Below are 20655 nucleotides of genomic sequence, written 5' to 3' on the forward strand. Positions count from 1 at the left end.
CGCCGCGGGGCCGGCACGGGCGGCATTGTGGGTGCGCGCGCGACGGCCGGGTTTCAGTGCGCCGGGCGGCGGCCGATATGGTGTGCTGCGCACCTCCCGGGGGGCCGTGCCAGACCACCACCATGAGGACGCCGCCGATGAACGAGCCCACGTTTCTTGCCGCCAAGGTACTGCTGCTGGAGCACGATCCGGCGCATTACGCCAGCCTGCTGGAGTGCTGCGAGTCGCTGGGGCTGATCACCGTGCCGCGCGCGGCCGCCGACGCGCTGGAGGCGCTGTCGCAGCACAAGGACCTGGGCGGCGTGCTGCTGGCCGAGGACCTGCCCTGCGACCACCCCGACAGCCTGCGCCTGGCCATCGCGCTGCACCGCCAGCGGCCGGAGCTGCCCATCTTCCTGCGCCGCACCAGCACGCGGGTGCTCAACGAGGACGAGGCGCGGGCGGTGACCCACCCCTGGCCCAGCGGCGACGTGGCCACGCTGCGCGATCACATCAACCACAGCCTGTTCGGCATGCGCTACCCCACCCCGCTGGTGGACGGCGTGATCGAGCTGAGCTGCAACGCCATCCGCTCGATGTTCCCGAATGCCGAGGTGGTGGCCGAGCCGCCCTACGTGGTGCACGACCGCATCATCTACGGCCAGGTATCCACCCTCATCGCGCTGGAAAGCACATGGTGCCGCGGCTACATGATGCTGCAGACCGAGGAAGGCGCGCTGCGCCAGGGCATGGCCCAGGGCATGGGGTTCGAGGGCGTGGGCGGCGACCTGGGTTTCCGCGAGCTGAACAACCTGCTGGGCGAGACCACCAACCTGGTGTGGGGCGCGTTCAAGAACCGCTACATACCGCCCGAGGCCTTCGCCAACCAGCAGACGCAGGTGCCCATCGTCATCAACCACGAGCAGAAGTACATCTCGTTCGGCTCGCAGGACCCGCAGCTGTGCATCCGCTACCTGCTGACCGACCCGCGCCGGCCGCGCCAGCCGCCGGTGACCATCGTGCAGCGCTTCATCTTCAACCTGCTGTTCGTGCCCGAGGCCTTCATCGAGTTCTCGGCCAGCGCCGGCTCGGCCAGCACGGGCGAGCTCGAGTTCTTCTGATCCGGAGTTTGTTCGCATGGCCCAGATCCTGGTGGTCGACGACTCGAGCACGATGCGCGAGATCGTGTCCGGCTATCTCACCCACAACGGCTTCGAGGTGGCGGTGGCCAACGACGGCCGCGACGGCCTGAAGCTGCTGCAGGAGGATGCCGGCATCAAGCTGGTGGTCAGCGACATCAACATGCCCAACATGGACGGCCTGACCATGGCCGAGAAGATCCGCACCGAGCTGGGCAACACCGCGGTGCGCATCGTGATGCTGACCACCGAGGACAACGCCGGCATGCGCGCCCGCGGCAAGGAGATCGGCATCACCGGCTGGATCGTCAAGCCCTTCCGCGGCGAGGCGGTGCTGGGGCCGTTCAGGAAGCTCTGCGGGATGTGAGCAAGGCGGCAGCGCCGGCCCTCAAGGCGCATCCGCCCCGGCCGCGCGCACGAAGTCCACGAAGGCCCTCAGGGCGGCGGACAGGAAGCGCTGCCGCGGGTAGTAGAGGTACGGCGGGCCGATGCCCGGCGACCAGCCTTCCAGCACCCGCACCAGCTGCCCCGCAGCCAGTTCGCGCTCCACGTACTTCTCGTGCACGTAGGCCAGGCCCGCGCCGGCCACCGCCGCATTGACCGCCACCTGCGCGTCATTGACCACCAGGCGGGGCTCGGCGATCTCGGGCGCGAGGTGGCGTCGCTGGAAGTCCCATGGCTGCAGGCCGCCCGCCGGAAACCGACGCCGGATGCAATCGTGTCCCGCCAGGTCGCGCGGCGACTTCGGCATCGGCCGGCGCGAGAAGTACGCCGGCGATCCCACCACGGCGTAGCGCTGCGGCGCACCGATGCGCACCGCCACCATGTCCTGCTGCAGGTCCTTGTCGATGCGCACGCCGGCATCGAAGCCGTCGCGCACGATGTCGGCCTTGGCCGCGTCGGCGGTGATCTCGATGGACACGCCCGGATGCTGCGCCAGGAAGCGGGCCGCCAGGCCCGCCAGCAGGAACTGCGCGACCGGCGCGGGCGCATTGATGCGCAGCGAGCCCAGGGGCGAGCCGCGGTGCGCGTTGAGCTCCTCCACCGCCTTCTGGATCATGGCGAGGCCCGGCTCCAGCTGCGCGAGCAGGGCCAGCCCGGCGGCAGTGGGCGTCACGCTGCGCGTGGTGCGGGTGAGCAGGGCGACGCCCAACTGGTCTTCCAGCCGGCGGATGGTCTGGCTGATCAGCGAGACCGACACGTCGCGCTGCGTGGCCACGGCACGGAAGCTCCGATGCCTGGCGACGGCCGCGAACACGTCCAGGTCGGGCAGCACGGATCGGGTCATTGTTAAGCCTGGTTGAACGCCCCGTGCACGATTATCCATCTGGTGCCGACGGCCACCGCTGCCTACGATCCGCTGGAACAACCGGGGCCCGACACCATGAGCAACCACCACCGCCAACTCCGCAGCCTCACCCTGGCCGCAGCCGCCCTCCTGGGCTTGGCCGCCCATGCGCAGCCCGTGCCCCGCTGGGAGGCGGCCGCGCCGGCCGGCGTGGCCCGGCAGGAGCTGTATCCGGAGGTGCTGGACGGCAAGCTGTACGTGGCCGGCGGCCTGCTCAGCCCCAACACGGGCTATTCGGCGCACTTCGAGGCCTGGGACCCGGCCCGGCGCCGCTGGACGCGGCTGGCCACCCTGCCCGAGGCCCGGCACCACATCGCGCTGGCCGCGACCGACGGGCGGCTGTGGGGCATCGGCGGATTCAGCGGCGGCTTTCCCAACTGGCGTGCACAGGCCACCGTCCACTGGTACGCACCCGATGCGGACCGCTGGCACCCAGGGCCCGGCTTGACGCAGCCGCGTGCGGAAGGCATTGCGGCGGCCGTGCAGGGCAAGATCTATCTCGTCGGCGGGCGGGTGCCGGCATTCGCCGGTGCCAGCCACTTCAATGACCATGAGGACACCGTGCTGGCCGAGGTGCTCGACCCCGCCACCGGACGCTGGAGCCGGCTGCCCGATGCGCCGACGGCACGCAACAGCGCCGCCTCCGCGGTGATCGACGGCCGCATCTATGTCGTCGGCGGCCGCAGCGCGCAGAAGCAGGCCGATGGCACGCTGCGCCAGGTCAACGTCGCCGCGCTGGAAGTGTTCGATCCCGCCAGCAACACCTGGACCACCCGCAGGCCGATGCCGCAGGCACGCGGCGGACTGGCTGCGGCCGCCTACCGGGGCAAGCTCTACGTGTTCGGCGGCGAGCAATGGGTGCCCGAGCAGCAGGTGTTTGCCGACGCCTGGGTCTACGACCCTGCGGCGGACCGCTGGGATGCACTGCCGCCCATGCCCACGGCCCGCCACGGCCTGGGCGCCGCCACGCTCGGCAACCGCATCCACCTGGTAGGCGGCGGCCTGCGCGTGGGTGGCAACGCCGCCAGCGACGTGCACGAGGTGCTGGTGCTCGACGACAGGCCGTGAGCCCGCGCGGCCGATGTCATGCCGTCAGGCCGAAGTCCGCGGCCAGGCCCGGCGCGGGATGGTGGAAGCGCAGCGGACCGTCCGGCTCGCCGCGCAGGAACTGCCGCGTCTCGGGATCGGTGCCGGCCATCAGCTGTGCCGGCGTGCCCTGTGCCACGATGCGGCCCTGCCGGGCCAGCAGCACCACCCGGTCGCTGATCGCCATGCACTGGGCCACGTCGTGGCTCACCACCAGGGAGGTGGCCCCGGTGGCATCGTTCAGCCGGCGGATCAGCTGGGCCGTCACGCCGATGCTGATGGGGTCCAGGCCGGCGAACGGTTCGTCGTACAGGATCAGCTCCGGGTCCAGCGCGATGGCGCGGGCCAGGGCCACGCGGCGGGCCATGCCGCCGGACAGCTGGCCGATGCGCAGCCCCACGGCGCCGCGCAGGCCCACCGCCTGCAGCTTCATCAGCACCAGGTCGCGCACCGCGGCCTCGGGCAGCGAGGTGTGCTCCCGCAACGGGAAGGCGACGTTCTCGTAGACCGTCAGGTCGGTGAACAGGGCGCCGAACTGGAACAGCATGCCCATGCGGCGGCGCAGCGCGTAGAGCCGGCGCCGATGCCGGGGATCGAGCACCTCGCCGTCGATCAGCACGCGGCCGGCGTCTGCCGCCTGCAGGCCGCCGACCAGCCGCATCAGCGTGGTCTTGCCGCAGCCGGAGCCACCCAGGATGGTGGTGACCTGCCCGCGGGGAAACCGCAGCGACAGGTCCGACAGCACGCGCGCGGTGGTGTCGTAGCCGAAGCTCACACGGTCGAGCTCCACGAAGGCCTCGGGCTTCGGGCCCGTGGCGCGGCGGCTCAACTCGCGCACGGGCGCTGCGCGGCCTGGGCGGACAGCAGCCCGATGCGGCGTTGCGCCTCGCTCGAGGCGGCGCCCGCATCGGCATAGCGCGCGGCCACCACGAAGGGCAGCACCGCATGCCACGACTCGCTCTTGGCCTGTTCGGCGGCCGCCCGGGTGGCCTGCGCGGCGGCCACCTCGCGGGCCAGCTCCTCGCAGGACAAGGCGGGGAACTGCGCTTCGGCCACGCTGCTCCTGGGTATCTGCGCGCAGGCCATCACCAGCGTGGGGCCGGTCAGCAGGGTGGCGATGCGCAGGGCGAGGGTCTTGGAGGGGAACTGCATGGGAGGCTCTCGTCGGGGGTGGAAGAAGCTGTGCATGGCGGGCTGGCGCGGCGCTCAGCGCGCGGGCTGCGGCAGCGGGATGCCGGTGCGGGTGGGCGTGAAGCTGGCGGTCCGAGATCCGTCCGGCCTTCCGGCCGCGGGGAACGTGCATGCGGTCAGCCGTTCGGAGTCCGCCCACAGCCTGGCCGCGACGTCCCGGTCCAGCGCCTGCGGCGGAATCTCCACCTGCGTGGCTGCGCCGCGCAGTTCGCGCCAGCCGTCGGGGCCGATGTAGGTCCCGCCTTCCATGCCCGGCGAGGTGGCGGCCATCAGGCTGGGCCATGCGCCGTGTGCCGCCGGCTGGAACAGGAACCACAGGCCGCGGCGCGCCAGGCCGGGCAGGCTCCAGCGGCCGGCCCCGTTGGGGAGCAGCTCGGTGCGGGCCACGCCCGGGTGCGCGGCCAGGCTGCGCAGGCCCCAGCCGGCGGCGTCGCTGCGGCGCTGCAGCTCCAGCGCAAACATCAGGCAGGCCAGCTTCGACTGGCTGTACACCGCCATCGGCTGGTAGTGCCGCTGCGCATGCAGGTTGTCGAAGTCGATGCGCCCGCGCTGCGCGGCGATGCTGGACAGCGTGACCACGCGGGCGGCTGCGGCCTGGCGCAGCAGGGGCAGCAGCCGGGCCGTCAAGGCGAAGTGGCCGAGGTGGTTGGTGCCCAGTTGAAGCTCGAAGCCGTCGGCGGTCAGCTGCCGGGTCGGCGGTGCCATCACGCCAGCGTTGTTGATCAACAGCTCCAGCGTGGTCCCGCTGCCGGCCAGCGCCTCGCTGAACCGCCGGATGGAGGCCAGGCTGGCCAGGTCCAGCTCACGGAATGCCACCCGGGCGTCGGGCACTTCGCGCTGGATGCGCCGCACCGACGCCGCGCCCTTGGCCGCATCGCGCCCGGCCAGCACGACCTGCGCACCGGCCCGGGCCAGCGCCAGCGCCGCTTCCAGGCCGAGGCCTCCGGTGCCGGTGATGACCGCGGTGCGGCCGTGTTGAGGTGGAATGTGGGGGGCGGTCGGTTGCGGCATGGTGCGGGCGCTTCGTCCAAGCGGTGTGTTGCGGTCGAAGGCCATGTTCCAGCCGCCTTCATTACCGCCGACTTACCCGCCGACAGACCCGCCCACCGCCGTGGACGCAGCGCTGGAAAGAAGCCCGTAATTCATGCAGGCCCAGACTGGCCGGCCGCCATCCGCAGGAGTCATTGCCTTGCATCACCCAGCACCGTTCGACCAGGCCAGGCCCCGTGCCGCGCCTGCCCACCGCGCATGAGCCGCATCGCCATGGTGGAGGACCACGCGCGCCTGGCCACGCTGGTACGCCAGGCGCTGCAGGCCGCGGGCATCGCCTCCGACGTGTTCGCTTCCCTGGCCGAGGCCTGGGGCGCGGCGCAGCGCCTGGACTACGTGGCCTGGGTGATCGACCGCGGCCTGCCGGATGGCGACGGGCTGGAACTGGTGCGGCGCATGCGCGGCGCCGGCATGCGGGCGCCCTGCCTGATGCTGACCGCGCGCGACGCGCTGCACGACCGGGTCGACGGGCTGGACTCCGGTGCCGACGACTACCTGACCAAGCCCTTCCCGATGGAGGAGCTGGTGGCGCGCGTTCGGGCGCTGATGCGCCGGCCGGCGGCCATGCTGGAGAACGCGCCAGCCCATGGCGACCTGCGCATCGACGTCGACAGCGGCCGCCTGTGCCGCGACCATGAATCGGTATCGCTCGCACCGGCCGAGCTGCAGATCATGACGGCCTTGCTGCGCCATGCCGGCCGCCCGCTGCGGCGCAGCGCGCTGGAGCTGGCGGCATGGGGCCTGGCCGAGGCGGTCACGCCCAACGCACTGGATGTGGCGCTGCATCGCCTGCGTCGCAAGCTGCTGGCCATCGGCTCCGCGCAGCACATCGAGAACATCCGCAACTATGGCTATGCCCTCCGCGATGAACCACCGATGCCTTAGCCTGCTGGGCCGCCTGCGGCTGTTCTTCCTGCTCGGCATGGCCGGCAGTGCGCTGCTGGTGGTGCTGCTGGTCACGCTGCTGGGCGATGCCTGGTCGCGCACGCTGCTGGCGCAGAAGGCGGAGCTGTTCGCCGAACGGCTGTCCGAGCACCTGCGCTTCGATGCCGAGGGCCAGGCCGTGGGCTTCGATGCCCAGGTGATCGAGCCCTGGATCCTCACCAGCCTGGCCACCGAGATGCAGGTGCGCATCGTCGACGAGGACGGCCGCGTGCTGTACACGAATGGCGAAGCCCGGCCGCTGGGCAGCGCGCCGCAGTTCCGGCTGCCGCCGCAGGAGTCGGTGGGCATCGAACACGCCGGCGTGGCCATGCACCTGGCCACGCGGAGCCTCGACGCCCGGGGCAGGCGGCTGGCGGTGCAGGTCGCGGCGAGCGAGCGGTTCGTCGGCCTGCTGCGCGAGTCCTTCGGGGCGCCGGGCATGCGCCGCGGCGTGCTGGCGATGTCCGCCACCTTCCTAGTGGTCTTCCTCGTCTCGTTCCAATGGCTGCTGCGCCGCAGCCTGCGGCCGCTGCATGCGGCCTCGGCAGCGGCGCAGCGCATCTCGCCCAGCGCGCTGGCCGAGCGGCTGGACGCCACGGCGCAGCCGGCCGAGATCCGGCCGCTGGTGGAGGCCTTCAACCAGGCGCTGGACCGCCTGCAGCAGGGCTTCGAGGCGCAGCAGCACTTCCTGGCCAGCGCGGCGCACGAGCTGAAGACGCCGCTGGCGCTGATCCGCGCGCAGGTGGAACTGGGCCGCCGGGACGAGGCGCAGGCCCCGCTGCTGGCCGACATCGACCGCATGGGGCGCCAGGTGCAGCAGCTGCTGTTGCTGGCCGAGACCAGCGAACCGCTGAACTACCAGGTGGCGGCCATCGATCCGCGCCCCATCCTGGCCGAGGTGTGCGACGTGATGAACCGCGTCGCCGGCCGTCGTGCGGTGCAGGTGGAGCTGCATGCCGACCCGGGCCTGCACAGCTGGACGGCGGACCGCGGTGCGCTGTTCACGCTGCTGAAGAACCTGCTGGAGAACGCCATCCAGCACAGCCGGGAAGGCAGCGCGGTGAAGTTGCTGGCCGGCAAGGGCGGCTTCCGCGTTACCGACCAGGGGCCGGGCATTGCCGCCCACGACCTGCCCCGCATCTTCGACCGCTTCTGGCGCGGGGCCGACCGGCGCGACGAAGGCGCGGGCCTCGGCCTGTCGATCTGCGCCGCCATCGCCGAGGCGCACGGATGGCGCATCGTTCCCCGGCCGCTGGAGGTCGGGCTGTGCATGGATGTGCGCATGGCGGCCGATGAGGCATCGCCGGCCGCCCTGGCCGTGACCGGCGCCGGCGGGAGGCAGCCATGAACGGGCGGCCATGGCGCGGCCTCGCCGGGCTGCTGGTCCTGGGCCTGCTGGGCGGCTGCGCCAGCGACGCGGGCCCTGGCCTGCAGACCGTGCACGACAGTTTTGCGGCCTACGAGGCCGACACCCTGCGCCGGGTGGCGGCGCGGCGGGGCGCCCAGGCACCGGACGCCTTGCAGGAGGCGCGGCTCAACGCGCCCCGCGAGTGGCGGCCGGTCGGTCGCCCGACGAGAGGCGGCGTGCTGCTGGTGCATGGCCTGGGCGACTCGCCCTGGTCCTTCCACGACCTGGGGCCGGAGCTGGCACGGCAGGGCTTCCTGGCGCGCAGCGTGCTGCTGCCGGGGCATGGCACCGTGCCCGAGGACATGCTGGAGGTGACGCTGGAAGACTGGCGCCGCACGGTGGCCGAGCAGGCCGAGCTGCTGCGGCGGGACGCCGGCGCGGTCTACCTGGGCGGCTTTTCCACCGGGGCCAACCTGGTGCTGGACCATGCCTACGCCGATCCCCGCGTGGCCGGCCTGCTGCTGTTCTCACCGGCTTTCCGCGCTTCCGTGCCCTTCGGCTGGGTGACCCCGCTGCTGCGTCATGTGCGGCCGTGGCTGGTGGCGCCAACGGCTGCAGCCGAGTCCATTCCCGTGCGCTACTCGGTGGTGCCCACCAACGGCTTCGCCCAGTTCCACCGCAGCAGCCAGCGGGCCCAGCGGCACCTGGGCTCGGGGAGCTTCGACAAGCCGGTGCTGATGGTGCTGGCCGCCAGCGACTCGGTCGTGGACACCGCGCACGCCGTGGAGGCCTTCCGCACGCGCTTCCCGCACCCGGACGCCCGGCTGGTCTGGTACGGCACGCCACCACCCTCGCAGGGCGACACGCGGATGCTCGTGCAGCCGGATGCATTGCCGGCATGGCGCATCAGCCAGTTCTCGCACATGGGCGTGCTGTTCGCGCCGGACAACCCGCTGTATGGCCGCGAAGGGCGCCTGCGGCTGTGCCGCAACGGACATGATGCGCAGGCCACGCAGGCCTGCCTGCGCGGCGGCGAGCTGTGGTTCTCGGAATGGGGTTACCGCGAACCGGGCAAGGTGCACGCCCGGCTCACCTTCAACCCGTACTTCGACTGGCAGGCAGGCGTGATGGCGGGCGTGCTGGATGCCGGGCTGCCGCCCTGAGGCACCTCAACCGCGCCGGCGCAGCTTCCAGCCCAGCAGGCCCATGCCCAGCAGCGCCATGGCCCAGGTCGACGGCTCGGGCACCGGCGACAGGTTGAAGTTGGCGATGCCGTCGATCTGCTGGCGGCTCAGGCCCTGCAGCCAGGGCGACGCCTGCAGCTGCTGGCCGGTGGCCAGCGCCAGGCCCAGGTCGGCGGCGGTGGGGCCGTTCACCTCGCTGGCCAGGAAGGCGTAGTTCAGCAGGCTCAGGCTCTGGCCCGGCGCCAGGCTCACCTCGAAGCGCACGTTGTAGCGGTCGGGCGTGATGGCGGCCTGGCCCAGGCCGTTGTTGCCCGACACCAGCGCCAGCACCGGGTCGCTGCCGCAGGCGCCGAAGCCATCGTCCTCGCAGCTGACGACCAGGCCGGCCGACACATGGCTGACCAGCTCGTCGCCATCGGAACCCAGGTTGCCGAAGAAGTTGAGCGTGGTGCTGACGGTGCTGCTGCCGGTGTTGGTGAAGGTGTCGAAGAAGCGGAACACATTGCCGGCCAGCAGCTCCACCTGGCGCTGCTGGCCCAGGCTGCCGACGCCGGCGTTGTAGAAGCCGAAGGCATCGAAGGCGCCGTTGCCGCCGTCCACCACCTGGCCCAGCGCCTGGTTGAACAGCGGCGTGAAGCCGCCCGCACCGCTGTAGCTGCTGCCGTAGCCGTTGCCGTCAAACACGCCGGCGCCGGCCTGGAACTGCTGCGCCTGCGCGGCCAGCGGAAGCAGCGCGCCGACCACGGCTGCGCTCAGGAAATTATTGAAGGACATGAACAAAAGCTCCACGAAACGTTGATCAACCGCGGCGGGCCGTGAGCCACTGCGCCGCCGGGATGGGGCGCGGCACGATGCGCAGCTCGCCGATCCAGCCATAGAAGCCGTCGTCCAGCACGCCGTCCCACCAGCCCGCGCCCAGGATCCAGGGCTGCGGCGGGTTCTGCGAGCGGGTGCCGGTGGCGGCATTGGCCACGTTGCGCAGCACGGGCGCGCCTTCGATGTACATGGTGGTGGTGGCGGTGGCCGGGTCGTTGACGATGGCCACGTGGTACCAGGTGTCGCGGATCAGCTCGCCCGACCAGTTGGTCTGCGCCTGCTGCGAATTGCTGGCCGGCACCACTTCCCACTGCACCTCGCGCAGGCTGGAGATGGCGAACAGCACGCTGGAGGCTTCGGGATCGCCGCCGCGGAAGCCGCCCGGCACGTTGCCCCGGTTGCCCTGGCGGCCCAGCAGGTTGCCCCAGCGGTGCTTGTTGGCATCCCAGTCGGCCGGGATCTTCACGAAGGCCTCGAAGGTGTAGCCGGTCCAGAAGCTGCGGCCATTGAGCGACGAGCCCGCCGCGGTGAGGAAGGCATTGAGCCGGCCCACCGTCTTGTCGGTGTTGAGGAAGCGCACGCTGCCCGGTGCGGACGACAGGTAGTGCCGGTCGGTGGACCAGACCACGTCGCCCAGGCTGGCCTGCGGCCGCAGCGCCACGCGGGTCATGTCGTGGCCACCGGCCACGTCGGGCAGCGCCTCGCCCACCTGCACCACCTTGCCTTCATGGATGCCGGCCGGCACGCGCCAGTGGGCATAGGCATCGGCCACCAGCGGGAAGTCGTTGGCATCGGCCGGCGGGCGCACGGCCGGCGGCACCGGCTCCACATAACCGGCCAGCAGCTCGCTGCGCACACGCGGCAGGATGGAGGCGCCGGTGGTCGACGGCACCGGCCGCCAGCGCAGGAAGCCGGCGAAGCGCTTCTTGAAGTTGACCGGGATGCTGAAGCGCTGGTTGGGCTGCGTGAGCTCGGCGAAGTCGAACTGGTTGAGCTTGTTCTTCGGCTTGGCCACCACCCAGGGCGAGAACGACATCACGTCGATGCGGTTGCCGGTGAAGTCCACCTCGTACAGCCGCATCATCGCGTTGCCGCCCTGGTAGTCCATCTGGTAGTCCACCACCATCTGGTGCACTTCGTTGCCGAAGTCATTGAACTTGCGCAGGTGGGCGGCCCCATGGTGGTGGCCGTTGAGCGTCATGAAGATCTGGTCGTTGTCGCGGATCAGCTTGTCCCACAGCATGCGGCCGTACTCGGTCTCCTGCGGGCTGCTGCCGTCGGCGGCGATGTTCAGCAGCTGGTGGTTCGACAGGATCACCGGCAGCGTGGGGTGGCGCGCGATGACGCTGCGCGCCCACGCGATGCCGGCATCCGAGATGCGCCAGGACAGCGACAGCACCATGAAGCTGATGCCATGGGCCTGGAACACGTGGCACTCGTGGAAGCCCGACGGATCGCGCTCGCGGAAGGTGGCCTGCCGCGCCGCGCGCTGGCGGGGGAACCACTGCAGGTAGGGTTCGGACGACAGGTTGCGCTGGGCATCGGTGCCGAAGCCCTGGTCGGCCGGCACGCGGTAGTCGAAGTCGTTGATGACGTCGTGGTTGCCCGCGAGGATCGAGTACGGGACGCCGGCGTTCTCCAGCACCTGCATCGCCGCATCGGCCACGCGCCACTGGTTGGGCTTGTTCTGCTGGTCCACCACATCGCCCAGGTGGATGACGAACGGAATGTTGTACGCCGCGGCATGGCGGGCAATCCATTCCGTCTGCGCGGCAAACGGCGTGGAGCCGTAGTAGGTCTGGAACTGCTGGCCTTCCTCGGGGGTGGCGTAGCGAGCGTAGAACTGGGTGTCGGGCAGCACCGCGATGGCAAAGCTGGTGACGGCTGCCGGCGCTGCCGCCTGCGCATTGCCCATCAGGCCGTTGCCAGCGGCCCATGCGGAAAGCCCGGCGGCCCCGCGCAGCATGGAGCGGCGGTCGGCCACCAGGCGCGATTCATCCTCGGCCGGGCCCTCGTCGGCCCAGCCTTCGTTCACTTCGGTCATGCGTGTCCTCACTGCAATAGGAGGCCGGCAGACCTGCATGCGGCGGGTCCGTCGGCATGGAGGACAGTCTCTATTGCAACCGAGTCGCGTTCATGACAGCGGACCACGTCTACAGCGTCCGCAAACCAGCGGATGCACGCGCTCGGGCCGCAAAGCAAAGTCGAGATGCCAAGCCCCTCCCGGTGCACATGCTTGGACTACCTCGAATGCGAGGAAGACGGAGCGGCCTACGTTGGCTGGTCGCAGGAGCAAGCGCAGAGCTGCGGGCCCGCCTGCCTATACATGCTGCAGTCCATCATCCGGAAATCCTGCCTTGTGGGCGGCGAAGCCCGTATTCGGCAGCTGCTGAGGCCGAAGGGATGCACCGTGCAAGCAGGCACATCGACCTTCAGCGTTGCCGCCTGCCTGGACCCGTGGTACGGATTCCAGCAGCCGCTGATGGCAGCACTACCAAGGTACGTTGCGATCTGTTCTCCGACCGCCCGTTGCCAGGTGGGGTCGGGCGCAGGTTCTCCGGCTGGACGATCACGCTGGATTGAAGCGTGACGCCCATCCCCCTCACCCCACCCGCCACACCACATCGCCCACGTCATCGGCCACCAGCAGCGAGTGGCCGTCGGGCCCGATGGCCACGCCCACCGGGCGGCCGTAGGACACCGATTCGTCGGGTGCCAGGAAGCCCCACAGGATGTCGCGCGGCGGGCCTGCGGGCCGGCCATTGGCGAAGGGCACGAACACCACCTTGTAGCCGCTCAGGATGCTGCGGTTCCAGGAACCGTGCTGGCCGATCACCATGCCGTCCACGTCGAAGCCCGGCAGCGTGCCGGCCGGCATCCAGCACAGGCCGAGCGAGGCGGTGTGGCCGCCCAGCGCATAGTCGGGCTGCAGCGCGCTGGCCACCTTGGCGGCGTCCTGCGGCACGCGGTCGTCCACCGTCTTGCCCCAGTAGCAGTACGGCCAGCCGTAGAAGCCGCCGTCGCTCACTGACGTGAGGTAGTCCGGCGGCGTCTCGTCGCCCAGGCCGTCGCGCTCGTTCACCACCGTCCACAGCCGGCCGGTGACCGGCTCCCAGGCCAGGCCCACCGGGTTGCGCAGCCCGCCGGCGAAGATGCGGCTGCGGCCGGTCGCCAGGTCCAGCTCGTAGATGCAGGCGCGGCCTTCCTCGGCATCCATGCCGCGCTCGGCGATGTTGCTGAGCGAGCCCACGCCGATGAACAGGCGGCGACCGTCTCGGCTGGGCAGCAGGCTGCGGGTCCAGTGGCCGCCCGGCTTGAAGGTGGTCAGCCGCCGGCCCGCGGCCGTGATCTGGGTGGCGCCGGGCGTGTAGGGGAAGGCCATCACGCCGTCGGTATTGCCGACGTAGAAGGTGTCGCCCACCAGCGCCATGCCGAAGGGCTGGTTCAGGCCCTGCAGCAGCGTGTGGCGCTGCTCGGCCACGCCGTCGCCATCGGCATCGCGCAGCAGGGTGATGCGGTTGGGGCTGTCGCCGATGGCGGCGGCCCGCTTCATCGTGGCCACCATCGCATGGTCGAACAGCGTGCGCGGCTTGCCGGCCGACTGCAGCGCCTCGGCCACCGTCACGTCGCCATTGGGCAGCACCTGCAGCCAGCGCGGGTGCTTCAGGCCGGCCGCATAGGCGTTGACCTTCAAGCCCGCCGCGGCCGAGGGCACCTGGCCGGCCGCCCAGCCGCGGGCGGTGGGCATCTTCAGCGTCGGCACGCTGCCCTGCGGCTGCGCGGTGGGGATCTGCGGCGCAGGACCCACGGCGGCGGTGCCCACCGTGCCCTGCTGCCGCCGACGCCATTGATGGCGCCGGCACCCACCAGGGCCACCACGCGCGCCAGCGCTTCATGTACTGCCATCGAAACATCCTCCCGTGTTGTTCTTCAATGCGCCGACAGCGCCTGCCGCAGCGCGTGCAGGCAGCCCTCATCCAGCGCGGCGCCGCGGTCGCCCACGCACACCGCCGACCGAAAGCCGGCAAAGTCCGGCGCCAGCGCGGCCAGCGCCGGCAGGTGCCGCAGCCGCAACGCACCGGCCAGGCCCACCGGCCGCCCTGCAGCGCGCAGCCCGCCGACGAGTTGCCGCAGCGCATCATCGGTCATCACGTCGAACAGGCTGCCGGCGCGCTTGTCCTGGGTGTCCACCATCACGCCGGCCAGCGCCGGGCCCAGCGCCGCGGCATGGGCCAGCACCTGCGGCTCCACGCCCTGGTCGGCAATGAACACCGGCACGACGGCATGGCCGCTGGCGGCCAGCGCATCCAGCGCGCGGCAGGCGGTGGCCGGCTCGACGGTGCGGGTGATGCCCACCTTGACGATGTCCACGCCGCAGGCGGCCACCGCATGCACCTGCGCCATCACGGCGGGCAGGTGCTCGATGGGCAGGTCGCCGATGGTCGCGCTGATGGGCAACGTGCTGCCCCCCGCACGCAGCGACTGCACGATGTCGCGCAGCAGGCCGGTCGGCAGGCCGCCGAGCGCGCCGGCGCGCGGCTCCTTCAGGTCGATGAAGTCGGCGCCGCCCTCGGCCGCAAGCAGCGCTTCCTCCACCGTGCGCACGCTGACCAGCATGCGCATCCGCCCTTGTCCAGACAGGTTCATGCGGCCGCCCTGCCTTCCCGTTGCTGCGCGATGGCCTCCACCAGCCAGCCCCAGGCCTCGTGCTCGGCCGGGCCGGCGGTCTTGTCGATGGCGATCTGCAGGTAGCGCATCTCGGCGTCCACCTTGTCGGCCGGCAGCATGTGCAGCCGGCTCACCAGCACCGCGGCTTCCAGCACCGCGGCCTGCGCGCGGTTGAAGCCGATGAAGGGTGCATGGGCGGCCTCATGCACCGGCCGCAGCCGCAGCACCGGGCGCTCCGCATCCTCGGCCTGCGCGACCAGCTGCAGCTCCACATGCCGCAGCGCGCATTGCAGCCGCACGCCCGGCACCTGCACGGCCGGCAGCACCGGCCACGCCTTGCGCCCGGTGACGCAGCCGGCAAACACCCGCACGTCGGTGACGAGGTTGAGCACCGCATGGCCGGTGGCCAGGATGTTGTCCAGCGTGGTGGAGGGCCGGAAGGGCATCAGCACCACCTCGCCTTCGCGGTACCGCACGCCCATCGGCGCCACGTGCGGCACGCCGGCGGGGGAAGCGGTGGTCACCACGGTCTCGTAGATCAGGTCATTCATCTCGGGCCTTGTTCACATCGCCGCGGGCGCGGCCGGTGGGCGCAGGCTGCAGCGTGGTGCCGGGTGCGCACCAGGCGGCGTTGTCCACCGGCGCACGCTCCACCGCGCAGCCCCAGTCCAGCGGCTGGTCCTGCACGTAGCGCTTGCCCAGCCGCCAGGCGATCTCGGCATGGGCCAGCTCCACGCCCATGTAGAAGGCATGCGGCGCGTCATGCTGCAGGCCCAGCTGCGGCCACAGCTCGAAGGCACCGCGGCCCTGCCGCAGGCCGTCGCGGTTGTACACGTGCAGCCCCTGGGCCGACACCTGCACGCGGAAGTTGGGGTCGCGCACCTGGGCGGCGGTGGCGGCGATCTCCTGCGGCGTGTCGGGGAACGGGTGCTTGTCGTGCACCGTCATCAGCGCATCGTTCAAGCCCTTGGGCAGCATCTGCCGGCTGCGCGCCGCATGCATGATGCGGCGCGCCCAGTCGGCCTCGCGCACCGCGCGGCGGGCATGGCGGCTCACCTGCGTGGTGAGCACGGCCGCCACGTCCAGCTCGGCGCACAGGCCGAACAGCACCGCGTTGATGCCGCTGGTGTCGGCCTCGGTCAGCTCGGTGACGTTGCCCACGCCCATCATGATGGCGATGTCGGGGAAGGCCTCGCGCAGCCGGTGGTAGCGCACGATGGAAGCGGCCAGCCCAAACGGGATGGGGTCGAGGATGGCATCGGCGATGAAGGGCTTGCCGCGCTGCTGCATCAGCCGCACCGCCTCGTGCAGCGAGGCTTCGTCGGTGGGCGCGCGCGGGATCAGCACCGGCGTGGCGGCCACCTCGTCGGCCACCCACAGGGTGTCCAGCGACAGGCTCAGCAGGTAGTCCGCCCCCGCGCGGCCGCCGCGCAGCAGGTCCTGCGGATCGACCGCGTCCACGCTGACCTGGAAGCCCAGCGACTTCAGCGCCTGCACGCTGTCGGCCAGGTGCGGGAAGGGCGTGTCGGGCAGGCTGCCCAGGTCGATCACGTCGGCGCCATCGGCCTTGTAGGCCTGCGCGCGCTCCACGATCTGCTGCACCGTCAAGCGCGGCGCATCGACGATCTCCGCGAAGATCGCCACCTCGTATTCGCTCAGGTCCACCGCCTTGGCCGCGCGGTTGAAGAAGCGCGGCAGGTCCTTCAGCTCCTCGGGCCCGCGCTGCACCGGCATGCCGTAGTGGTCGGCCAGCGCCTGCACGTCGCCGCGGCAGCGGCCGGGCACGATGATGCGGTCGGCCTGCACCGGCGCGGCCACGCGGCGGCGCACCATGTCGGCGGTCATCAGCCCGGCCACCTGCAGGCCGATGTCGCGCGTCTCCCAGGTGAACGGGGCGTCGTCGATCGAGCTCAGCACACGTTCCAGGCTCGGCTGCGCCAGGCGGCCGGTCAGGAAGACGATGTGTTCCATGCGAGGTGCAGTTCCTTCAGGCGGGCATCGAGCACCGCCTCCAGCTCGGCCGGCGATGCCACCACGTGGCAGTAGTCGATCTGGCGCAGGCGCTCGACGTTGTCCAGCTCGATGCGCCGCGGCCGCAGCGTCACCCAGTCGTGCGGCGACTTGGTGACGACCACCGGCTCGGTGTCGCATGCAAACACGATGCCGGGGATGCCCAGCTTGCCCGCCTGGGCGAACATGTTGGTGGGCAGGCTGTCGCTGATGCCGAAGGCGCACTTGGCCACGGTGTTGCTGGTGGCCGGCGCCACCACCACGGTGTGATAGACGTCGTCGTACAGCATGCCCACCGGCACGCCGCTGCGGGTCTTGTCGCGCAGCACGCGGAAGTGCTGGCGCAGCTCGGCCAGCGGCAGCTTGTAGATCTCCAGCACCTCCTCGCCCGCGGCGGAGAGGAACAGGTCGACCTGCGGCAGCCGGCGGGCCAGCGCCAGCGATTCGTCCAGGTAGTGGCCCGATCCGGTGATGCACCACGCGAAGCGCGAACGCGGCATGGCCGGCACCGCCGGCAGCTCGTCGTCAGCGCTCGGGGTGGGATATCTCGATGTGGAGCTTGTGGAGCTTGCGGTAGAGGGTGTTGCGGCTGACATCGAGCGCCTTGGCGACATTGCTGACGTTCCAACGGTGCTGCTCGAGCATCTGCAGCAGCACCTGCCGCTCGTTGGCCTGGATCGGGTTGAGCTTGGGCAGCGCGGGCTCGGGCGCGGCTTCGGCCTCGTGGGCTTCGGCGGCCGGCCCGCCGCTGAAGGAGATGGCCGATGCCGCACCGGCGGCCGGCATCGGCGGCGCGACGACCGCCGGCTTGTGGGCCACCGTGGGCGCGCCCTCGATGAACAGCGAAGGCAGGTGCTCGCGCACGATGGGCTTGCCGTCGGCCAGCGCCGCGGCGCTGCGCAGCACATGGCGCAGCTGGCGGATGTTGCCGGGCCAGGCGTAGTCCAGCAGCAGGCGTTCGGCCTCGGTGCTCAGCACGCCGTCGCCGCCGCTTTCGGTGGCCAGCAGGCCGTGGATCAGCTCTCGCTTGTCGGCCCGGTCGCGCAGCGGCGGCAGCGTCAGCTCGATGCCGGCCAGGCGGTAGTACAGGTCCTCGCGGAAGCGGCCCTCGCGCACCAGGTCCGGCAGGTGGCCGTGGCTGGCGCTGATGAGCTGGAAGTCCACCGGATGCGTTTCCTCGGTGCCCAGCGGCGTGACCTGCCGCTCGTCCAGCACGCGCAGCAGCCGCGCCTGCAGCTCCAGCGGCATGTCGGCGATCTCGTCGAGGAACAGCGTGCCGCCATCGGCCTGCAGGATCTTGCCGCGGCGGCCGGTGCGCTGCGCGCCGGTGAAGGCGCCGGCGCGGTAGCCGAACAGCTCGCTCTCGATCAAGGTCTCGGGCAGGCTGGCGCAATTGACGGCCACGAAGTTGCCGTGTGCATGCGGGCTGCCTTCGTGCACGGCCTTGGCGAACACCTCCTTGCCCGCGCCGGTCTCGCCGCGCAGCAGGATGGGCGTCTGCCGGGCGATCACGCGGCGGGCCGTCTCCAGGTGGTTGGCCAGCCGGCTGTCCTTGAACGTGATGCCGCCCGGGCAGCTGCCGCCGCGGGGCGGGCGCGGCGCGGCCGGGCGCGTGGCCACCGTGCCGTTCGGCAGGCCGGCCGGCGGCGCCACCGTCATCGAGCTGCCGATGCTGCGCGCGCTGCGCGAAGGTGCCGGCGCGGCCTCGGAGGCCGGCTGCCGCGCCACCGCGAAGAAGCGCAGCGCCGCATTGGCGCGATACGTCACCACCGGATGGAAGGACGACGAGCTGCTCCGCTGCAGCATGTCTTCCAGCGAGGTCTGGAACAGGTCCTCGATGCGGCGCGAGCGCACCTCGTCCACCGACTGCAGGCCCAGCTGGAACAGCGCGCTGCGGTTGGCCGCCAGGATGCGGCCGTCGCCGTCCACCGCCAGCTTGCCTTCATGCAGCGTGTAGACGAACTCCGGCCGGCTGTGGAAGTGCAGCGGATGGGCGTTGCTGAAGCGGCGGTCGATCAGCCGGTTCTCGATCATGCGGGCCGTCATGCCCAGCAGCACCAGCAGGTGCTGCTGCATCAGGCTGCTGCGGCTGGTCACGTCCAGCACCGCGGCGATCTCGCCGGAGGGGTCGAACACCGGCACCGCCGAACAGGTGAGGCTGGTGAACTGGCTGAAGAAGTGGTCGTCGCGGCGGATGGACACCGGCGCGCCGGAGGCCAGGCAGGTGCCCATGCCGTTGGTGCCGGCCTCGCGCTCGCTCCACACCGCGCCCACGCGCAGGCCCAGCGGCGCTGCCTCGGCCGCGAACTCCGGCGACGAGACCATGTGCACGATGGCGCCGTCGGTGTCGGTCAGCACCACGGCCGAATCCGCATCGCCCAGCTGCTGGTACAGCGTGGTCATCTCGTAGCGCGCGCATTCGATGACGTCGGCCTGCCGCTCGAAGCGGCTTTGCATCGCCGCATTGGAGATGATGGCCGGCTCGCGCGGGCGCTCGGGGTGGAGCTGGTATTCGTTCAGGCAACGGATCCATGATCGGGTGACCACTTCGTTGCCGGGGTCGGTCATGCCGTTGCGTACGACATCCAGGATGCGGTCGGCGTGGCGGTCATGGCCTTGCAGCACCAATGTCATCGGGACTTCCTCAACTGCTGCCCTGCGCCCGGGCTGGAGGGCCATTCTGTTCGCATCGCAACGGCGCGGCACCGGGCGAAACCCCGGGGTTTCCGCCACTGGCTCGCTATTTGCAGCCAGGGGTGTCTGCGCCACCAGGCGCGGATACGAACGGAGACAACCGCCTTGATCCCACAACCCAGCCCTGCAACGCCATCGGCCGCGCCGCTGCGCGCACCCGCCCGCATGGACATCATCTTCATCGAGGGCTTCACCGGCCACACCGTCATCGGCATCCACGAGACCGAGCTGCACCATGCGCAGCCGCTGGTGATCGACCTGCAGGCCGGCGTGCCGCGGGCCCGCGCCTGCGACACCGACCGCATCGGCGACACCATCGACTACAGCGTGGTGCGCGAGCGGCTGCAGCAGCTGATGGCCCACCACAAGCTGCAGCTGCTGGAGGCGTTCGCCGAGGCCATCGCCGACATGCTGCTGGTGGACTTCGGCGCGCGCTGGGTGCGGGTGAAGGTGGCCAAGCCGCGCAAGTTCGACGACGTGCAGGCCGTGGGCGTGCAGATCGAGCGCGATGCCACCGACGTGGCGCCGGCCACGCGGGAGGCCGGCCGCCAGGCGGCGGTGGTGCAGCTGCTGGGCAGCGGCCTGGTGCCCGGCCGCCGCGACTGACCCCCGGCGGCCGCACCGGCCGCCCAAGAACGACGCCCTGCCTGTGGCCAGGCAGGGCGTTCGTCTTCGCGCCCGCAGGCGTTACTGCGCGGCGAAGGGATGCGAGGCGCTGCCCTTCTTGGAGACCACCTCGGCCGCCGTGGGCGTGCCGGCCACCGCACGCGCGATGGATTCCTTGGTGGCCTGGTAGTTGTAGTCCTGGATCTTCTTGTCGTCCTCGGCCAGCCAGTGGATGAAGACGCCCACGCAGATGAACAGGTTGTCGGCCTCGTCGGCCGGGATGGTGCCGTTCTCGACCGAATCGGCCACGGCCATCGCCACGCCGCGCTGCGCCGGGCCGAACATCTGCACGGCCTGCTTGGCGCCCTTGATGGTGACCTTGTTGAACATCACCGTCGCGGGCTTGGTCAGCAGGTTGGGCGCCACCACGGCCAGCAAGGAGGTGAAGCCGTCCTTGTTGTTGGTGAGCGCGTTGGCGAATGCGGCTTCGGCCGGAGAGCCACGCGGCCCGATCAGCAGGTCGATGTGGGCGACCTCATTGCCTTCACCGACGAGCGATTCGCCGACCATCATGCGATCAATCTTTGCCATGGCTTGGGTATCTCCAATGTA

19 protein-coding genes and 2 pseudogenes are annotated in these 20655 nt (G+C 71.1%); 7 read left to right on the forward strand and 14 right to left on the reverse strand.

Translation table 11 applies throughout. The features are described from left to right. The first annotated feature begins 137 nt into the window (after positions 1–137). Both LRS14_RS26575 and LRS14_RS26580 read left to right on the forward strand, forming a co-directional pair. Positions 138–1100 carry a chemotaxis protein CheX gene (locus tag LRS14_RS26575; protein WP_046116311.1) on the forward strand — a complete coding sequence of 321 codons (963 nt, stop codon included), beginning with the start codon at positions 138–140 and terminating at the stop codon, positions 1098–1100. Positions 1101–1116: 16 nt separating this feature from the next. Further along, positions 1117–1485, forward strand: a complete 369-nt coding sequence (locus LRS14_RS26580; RefSeq protein WP_046116310.1) for a response regulator — start codon at positions 1117–1119, stop codon at positions 1483–1485. A gap of 21 nt (positions 1486–1506) precedes the next feature. Here the strand turns inward: LRS14_RS26580 and LRS14_RS26585 are convergent, their stop codons facing one another. Further along, entirely contained in the window at positions 1507–2406 is a 900-nt protein-coding gene (locus LRS14_RS26585; protein WP_257801737.1) for a LysR family transcriptional regulator, read from the reverse strand. A gap of 96 nt (positions 2407–2502) precedes the next feature. On the opposite strand from LRS14_RS26585, the gene LRS14_RS26590 reads away from it, so the two are divergent. Continuing rightward, the gene (locus LRS14_RS26590) at positions 2503–3534 is read left to right on the forward strand and encodes a kelch-like protein (RefSeq protein ID WP_257801738.1); all 1032 of its coding nucleotides are present in this window, start codon (positions 2503–2505) and stop codon (positions 3532–3534) included. A 16-nt stretch (positions 3535–3550) separates the two neighbouring features. Here LRS14_RS26590 and LRS14_RS26595 read toward each other — a convergent pair whose 3' ends face one another. The 3 genes from LRS14_RS26595 to LRS14_RS26605 are packed head-to-tail and all read right to left on the reverse strand — an operon-like array spanning position 3551 to position 5754. Next, positions 3551–4381: an ABC transporter ATP-binding protein gene (locus LRS14_RS26595; RefSeq protein WP_257802232.1), complete on the reverse strand. Its 831-nt coding sequence runs from the start codon at positions 4379–4381 to the stop codon at positions 3551–3553. Next, positions 4378–4704: a hypothetical protein gene (locus LRS14_RS26600; protein ID WP_046116308.1), complete on the reverse strand. Its 327-nt coding sequence runs from the start codon at positions 4702–4704 to the stop codon at positions 4378–4380. Before LRS14_RS26600 ends, LRS14_RS26595 begins: the two co-directional genes overlap by 4 nt. Before the next feature lie 54 nt (positions 4705–4758). Continuing rightward, complete coding sequence (locus LRS14_RS26605) at positions 4759–5754, reverse strand: SDR family oxidoreductase (protein ID WP_257801739.1); 996 nt, start codon at positions 5752–5754, stop codon at positions 4759–4761. A gap of 237 nt (positions 5755–5991) precedes the next feature. Here LRS14_RS26605 and LRS14_RS26610 point away from each other — a divergent pair, with 237 nt between their 5' ends. The 3 genes and pseudogenes from LRS14_RS26610 to LRS14_RS26620 form a co-directional block, all read left to right on the forward strand. After that, entirely contained in the window at positions 5992–6678 is a 687-nt protein-coding gene (locus LRS14_RS26610) for a response regulator transcription factor (RefSeq protein WP_046116307.1), read from the forward strand. Continuing rightward, complete coding sequence (locus tag LRS14_RS26615) at positions 6659–8065, forward strand: HAMP domain-containing sensor histidine kinase (RefSeq protein ID WP_257801740.1); 1407 nt, start codon at positions 6659–6661, stop codon at positions 8063–8065. The genes LRS14_RS26610 and LRS14_RS26615 overlap by 20 nt, the downstream gene beginning before the upstream one ends. Then, positions 8062–8841: pseudogene (locus LRS14_RS26620) on the forward strand (alpha/beta hydrolase); the annotation flags it as partial. The gene LRS14_RS26615 and the pseudogene LRS14_RS26620, both read left to right, overlap by 4 nt. A 30-nt stretch (positions 8842–8871) precedes the next feature. Here LRS14_RS26620 and LRS14_RS30825 read toward each other — a convergent pair. From LRS14_RS30825 to LRS14_RS26660, 9 genes and pseudogenes are all read right to left on the reverse strand, one after another. Beyond that, positions 8872–9063 (reverse strand): annotated as a pseudogene (locus LRS14_RS30825) (hypothetical protein); the annotation flags it as partial. A 171-nt stretch (positions 9064–9234) separates the two neighbouring features. Continuing rightward, a complete protein-coding gene (locus LRS14_RS26625; protein ID WP_257801742.1) occupies positions 9235–10023 on the reverse strand; it encodes a PEP-CTERM sorting domain-containing protein in 789 nt (262 codons plus the stop codon). 25 nt (positions 10024–10048) lie between these two features. Next, positions 10049–12109 carry a LamG-like jellyroll fold domain-containing protein gene (locus LRS14_RS26630; protein WP_257801743.1) on the reverse strand — a complete coding sequence of 687 codons (2061 nt, stop codon included), beginning with the start codon at positions 12107–12109 and terminating at the stop codon, positions 10049–10051. A gap of 558 nt (positions 12110–12667) precedes the next feature. Continuing rightward, positions 12668–13888, reverse strand: a complete 1221-nt coding sequence (locus LRS14_RS30475) for a sorbosone dehydrogenase family protein (RefSeq protein ID WP_257801744.1) — start codon at positions 13886–13888, stop codon at positions 12668–12670. A gap of 107 nt (positions 13889–13995) precedes the next feature. Further along, entirely contained in the window at positions 13996–14712 is a 717-nt protein-coding gene (locus LRS14_RS26640) for a (5-formylfuran-3-yl)methyl phosphate synthase (protein ID WP_257801745.1), read from the reverse strand. Further along, the gene (locus tag LRS14_RS26645) at positions 14709–15284 is read right to left on the reverse strand and encodes a DUF447 domain-containing protein (protein WP_257801746.1); all 576 of its coding nucleotides are present in this window, start codon (positions 15282–15284) and stop codon (positions 14709–14711) included. Before LRS14_RS26645 ends, LRS14_RS26640 begins: the two co-directional genes overlap by 4 nt. After that, entirely contained in the window at positions 15277–16704 is a 1428-nt protein-coding gene (locus LRS14_RS26650) for a DUF6513 domain-containing protein (protein ID WP_257801747.1), read from the reverse strand. The genes LRS14_RS26645 and LRS14_RS26650 overlap by 8 nt, the downstream gene beginning before the upstream one ends. Then, positions 16683–17243, reverse strand: coding sequence for a flavoprotein (locus tag LRS14_RS26655; RefSeq protein WP_257801748.1), 561 nt, complete (start codon positions 17241–17243; stop codon positions 16683–16685). Before LRS14_RS26655 ends, LRS14_RS26650 begins: the two co-directional genes overlap by 22 nt. 25 nt (positions 17244–17268) lie before the next feature. Continuing rightward, positions 17269–19377, reverse strand: coding sequence for a sigma-54-dependent Fis family transcriptional regulator (locus LRS14_RS26660; RefSeq protein WP_257801749.1), 2109 nt, complete (start codon positions 19375–19377; stop codon positions 17269–17271). Positions 19378–19602: 225 nt separating this feature from the next. On the opposite strand from LRS14_RS26660, the gene LRS14_RS26665 reads away from it, so the two are divergent. Then, positions 19603–20043: a dihydroneopterin aldolase gene (locus tag LRS14_RS26665; RefSeq protein WP_046116298.1), complete on the forward strand. Its 441-nt coding sequence runs from the start codon at positions 19603–19605 to the stop codon at positions 20041–20043. 81 nt (positions 20044–20124) lie between these two features. On the opposite strand, the gene fae is transcribed toward LRS14_RS26665, so the two are convergent. Then, positions 20125–20634, reverse strand: coding sequence for a formaldehyde-activating enzyme (gene fae, locus LRS14_RS26670; RefSeq protein WP_046116297.1), 510 nt, complete (start codon positions 20632–20634; stop codon positions 20125–20127). Between the last annotated feature and the right edge of the window lie 21 nt (positions 20635–20655).

The organism is Aquincola sp. J276, from assembly GCF_024700035.1.
GTDB lineage: Bacteria > Pseudomonadota > Gammaproteobacteria > Burkholderiales > Burkholderiaceae_C > Aquincola > Aquincola tertiaricarbonis.

What these genes read in the sequence shown, in the direction of transcription:
- LRS14_RS26590 (WP_257801738.1), top strand. Translation starts at nt 2,503, where the DNA reads ATGAGCAACCACCACCGCCAACTCCGCAGCCTCACCCTGGCCGCAGCC.
- LRS14_RS26630 (WP_257801743.1), bottom strand. Translation starts at nt 12,109, where the DNA reads ATGACCGAAGTGAACGAAGGCTGGGCCGACGAGGGCCCGGCCGAGGAT.
- LRS14_RS26655 (WP_257801748.1), bottom strand. Translation starts at nt 17,243, where the DNA reads ATGCCGCGTTCGCGCTTCGCGTGGTGCATCACCGGATCGGGCCACTAC.
- LRS14_RS26600 (WP_046116308.1), bottom strand. Translation starts at nt 4,704, where the DNA reads ATGCAGTTCCCCTCCAAGACCCTCGCCCTGCGCATCGCCACCCTGCTG.
- LRS14_RS26575 (WP_046116311.1), top strand. Translation starts at nt 138, where the DNA reads ATGAACGAGCCCACGTTTCTTGCCGCCAAGGTACTGCTGCTGGAGCAC.
- LRS14_RS26585 (WP_257801737.1), bottom strand. Translation starts at nt 2,406, where the DNA reads ATGACCCGATCCGTGCTGCCCGACCTGGACGTGTTCGCGGCCGTCGCC.
- LRS14_RS26605 (WP_257801739.1), bottom strand. Translation starts at nt 5,754, where the DNA reads ATGCCGCAACCGACCGCCCCCCACATTCCACCTCAACACGGCCGCACC.
- LRS14_RS26650 (WP_257801747.1), bottom strand. Translation starts at nt 16,704, where the DNA reads ATGGAACACATCGTCTTCCTGACCGGCCGCCTGGCGCAGCCGAGCCTG.
- LRS14_RS26660 (WP_257801749.1), bottom strand. Translation starts at nt 19,377, where the DNA reads ATGACATTGGTGCTGCAAGGCCATGACCGCCACGCCGACCGCATCCTG.
- LRS14_RS26615 (WP_257801740.1), top strand. Translation starts at nt 6,659, where the DNA reads ATGAACCACCGATGCCTTAGCCTGCTGGGCCGCCTGCGGCTGTTCTTC.
- LRS14_RS26625 (WP_257801742.1), bottom strand. Translation starts at nt 10,023, where the DNA reads ATGTCCTTCAATAATTTCCTGAGCGCAGCCGTGGTCGGCGCGCTGCTT.
- LRS14_RS26640 (WP_257801745.1), bottom strand. Translation starts at nt 14,712, where the DNA reads ATGAACCTGTCTGGACAAGGGCGGATGCGCATGCTGGTCAGCGTGCGC.
- fae (WP_046116297.1), bottom strand. Translation starts at nt 20,634, where the DNA reads ATGGCAAAGATTGATCGCATGATGGTCGGCGAATCGCTCGTCGGTGAA.
- LRS14_RS26645 (WP_257801746.1), bottom strand. Translation starts at nt 15,284, where the DNA reads ATGAATGACCTGATCTACGAGACCGTGGTGACCACCGCTTCCCCCGCC.
- LRS14_RS26610 (WP_046116307.1), top strand. Translation starts at nt 5,992, where the DNA reads ATGAGCCGCATCGCCATGGTGGAGGACCACGCGCGCCTGGCCACGCTG.
- LRS14_RS26580 (WP_046116310.1), top strand. Translation starts at nt 1,117, where the DNA reads ATGGCCCAGATCCTGGTGGTCGACGACTCGAGCACGATGCGCGAGATC.
- LRS14_RS26665 (WP_046116298.1), top strand. Translation starts at nt 19,603, where the DNA reads ATGGACATCATCTTCATCGAGGGCTTCACCGGCCACACCGTCATCGGC.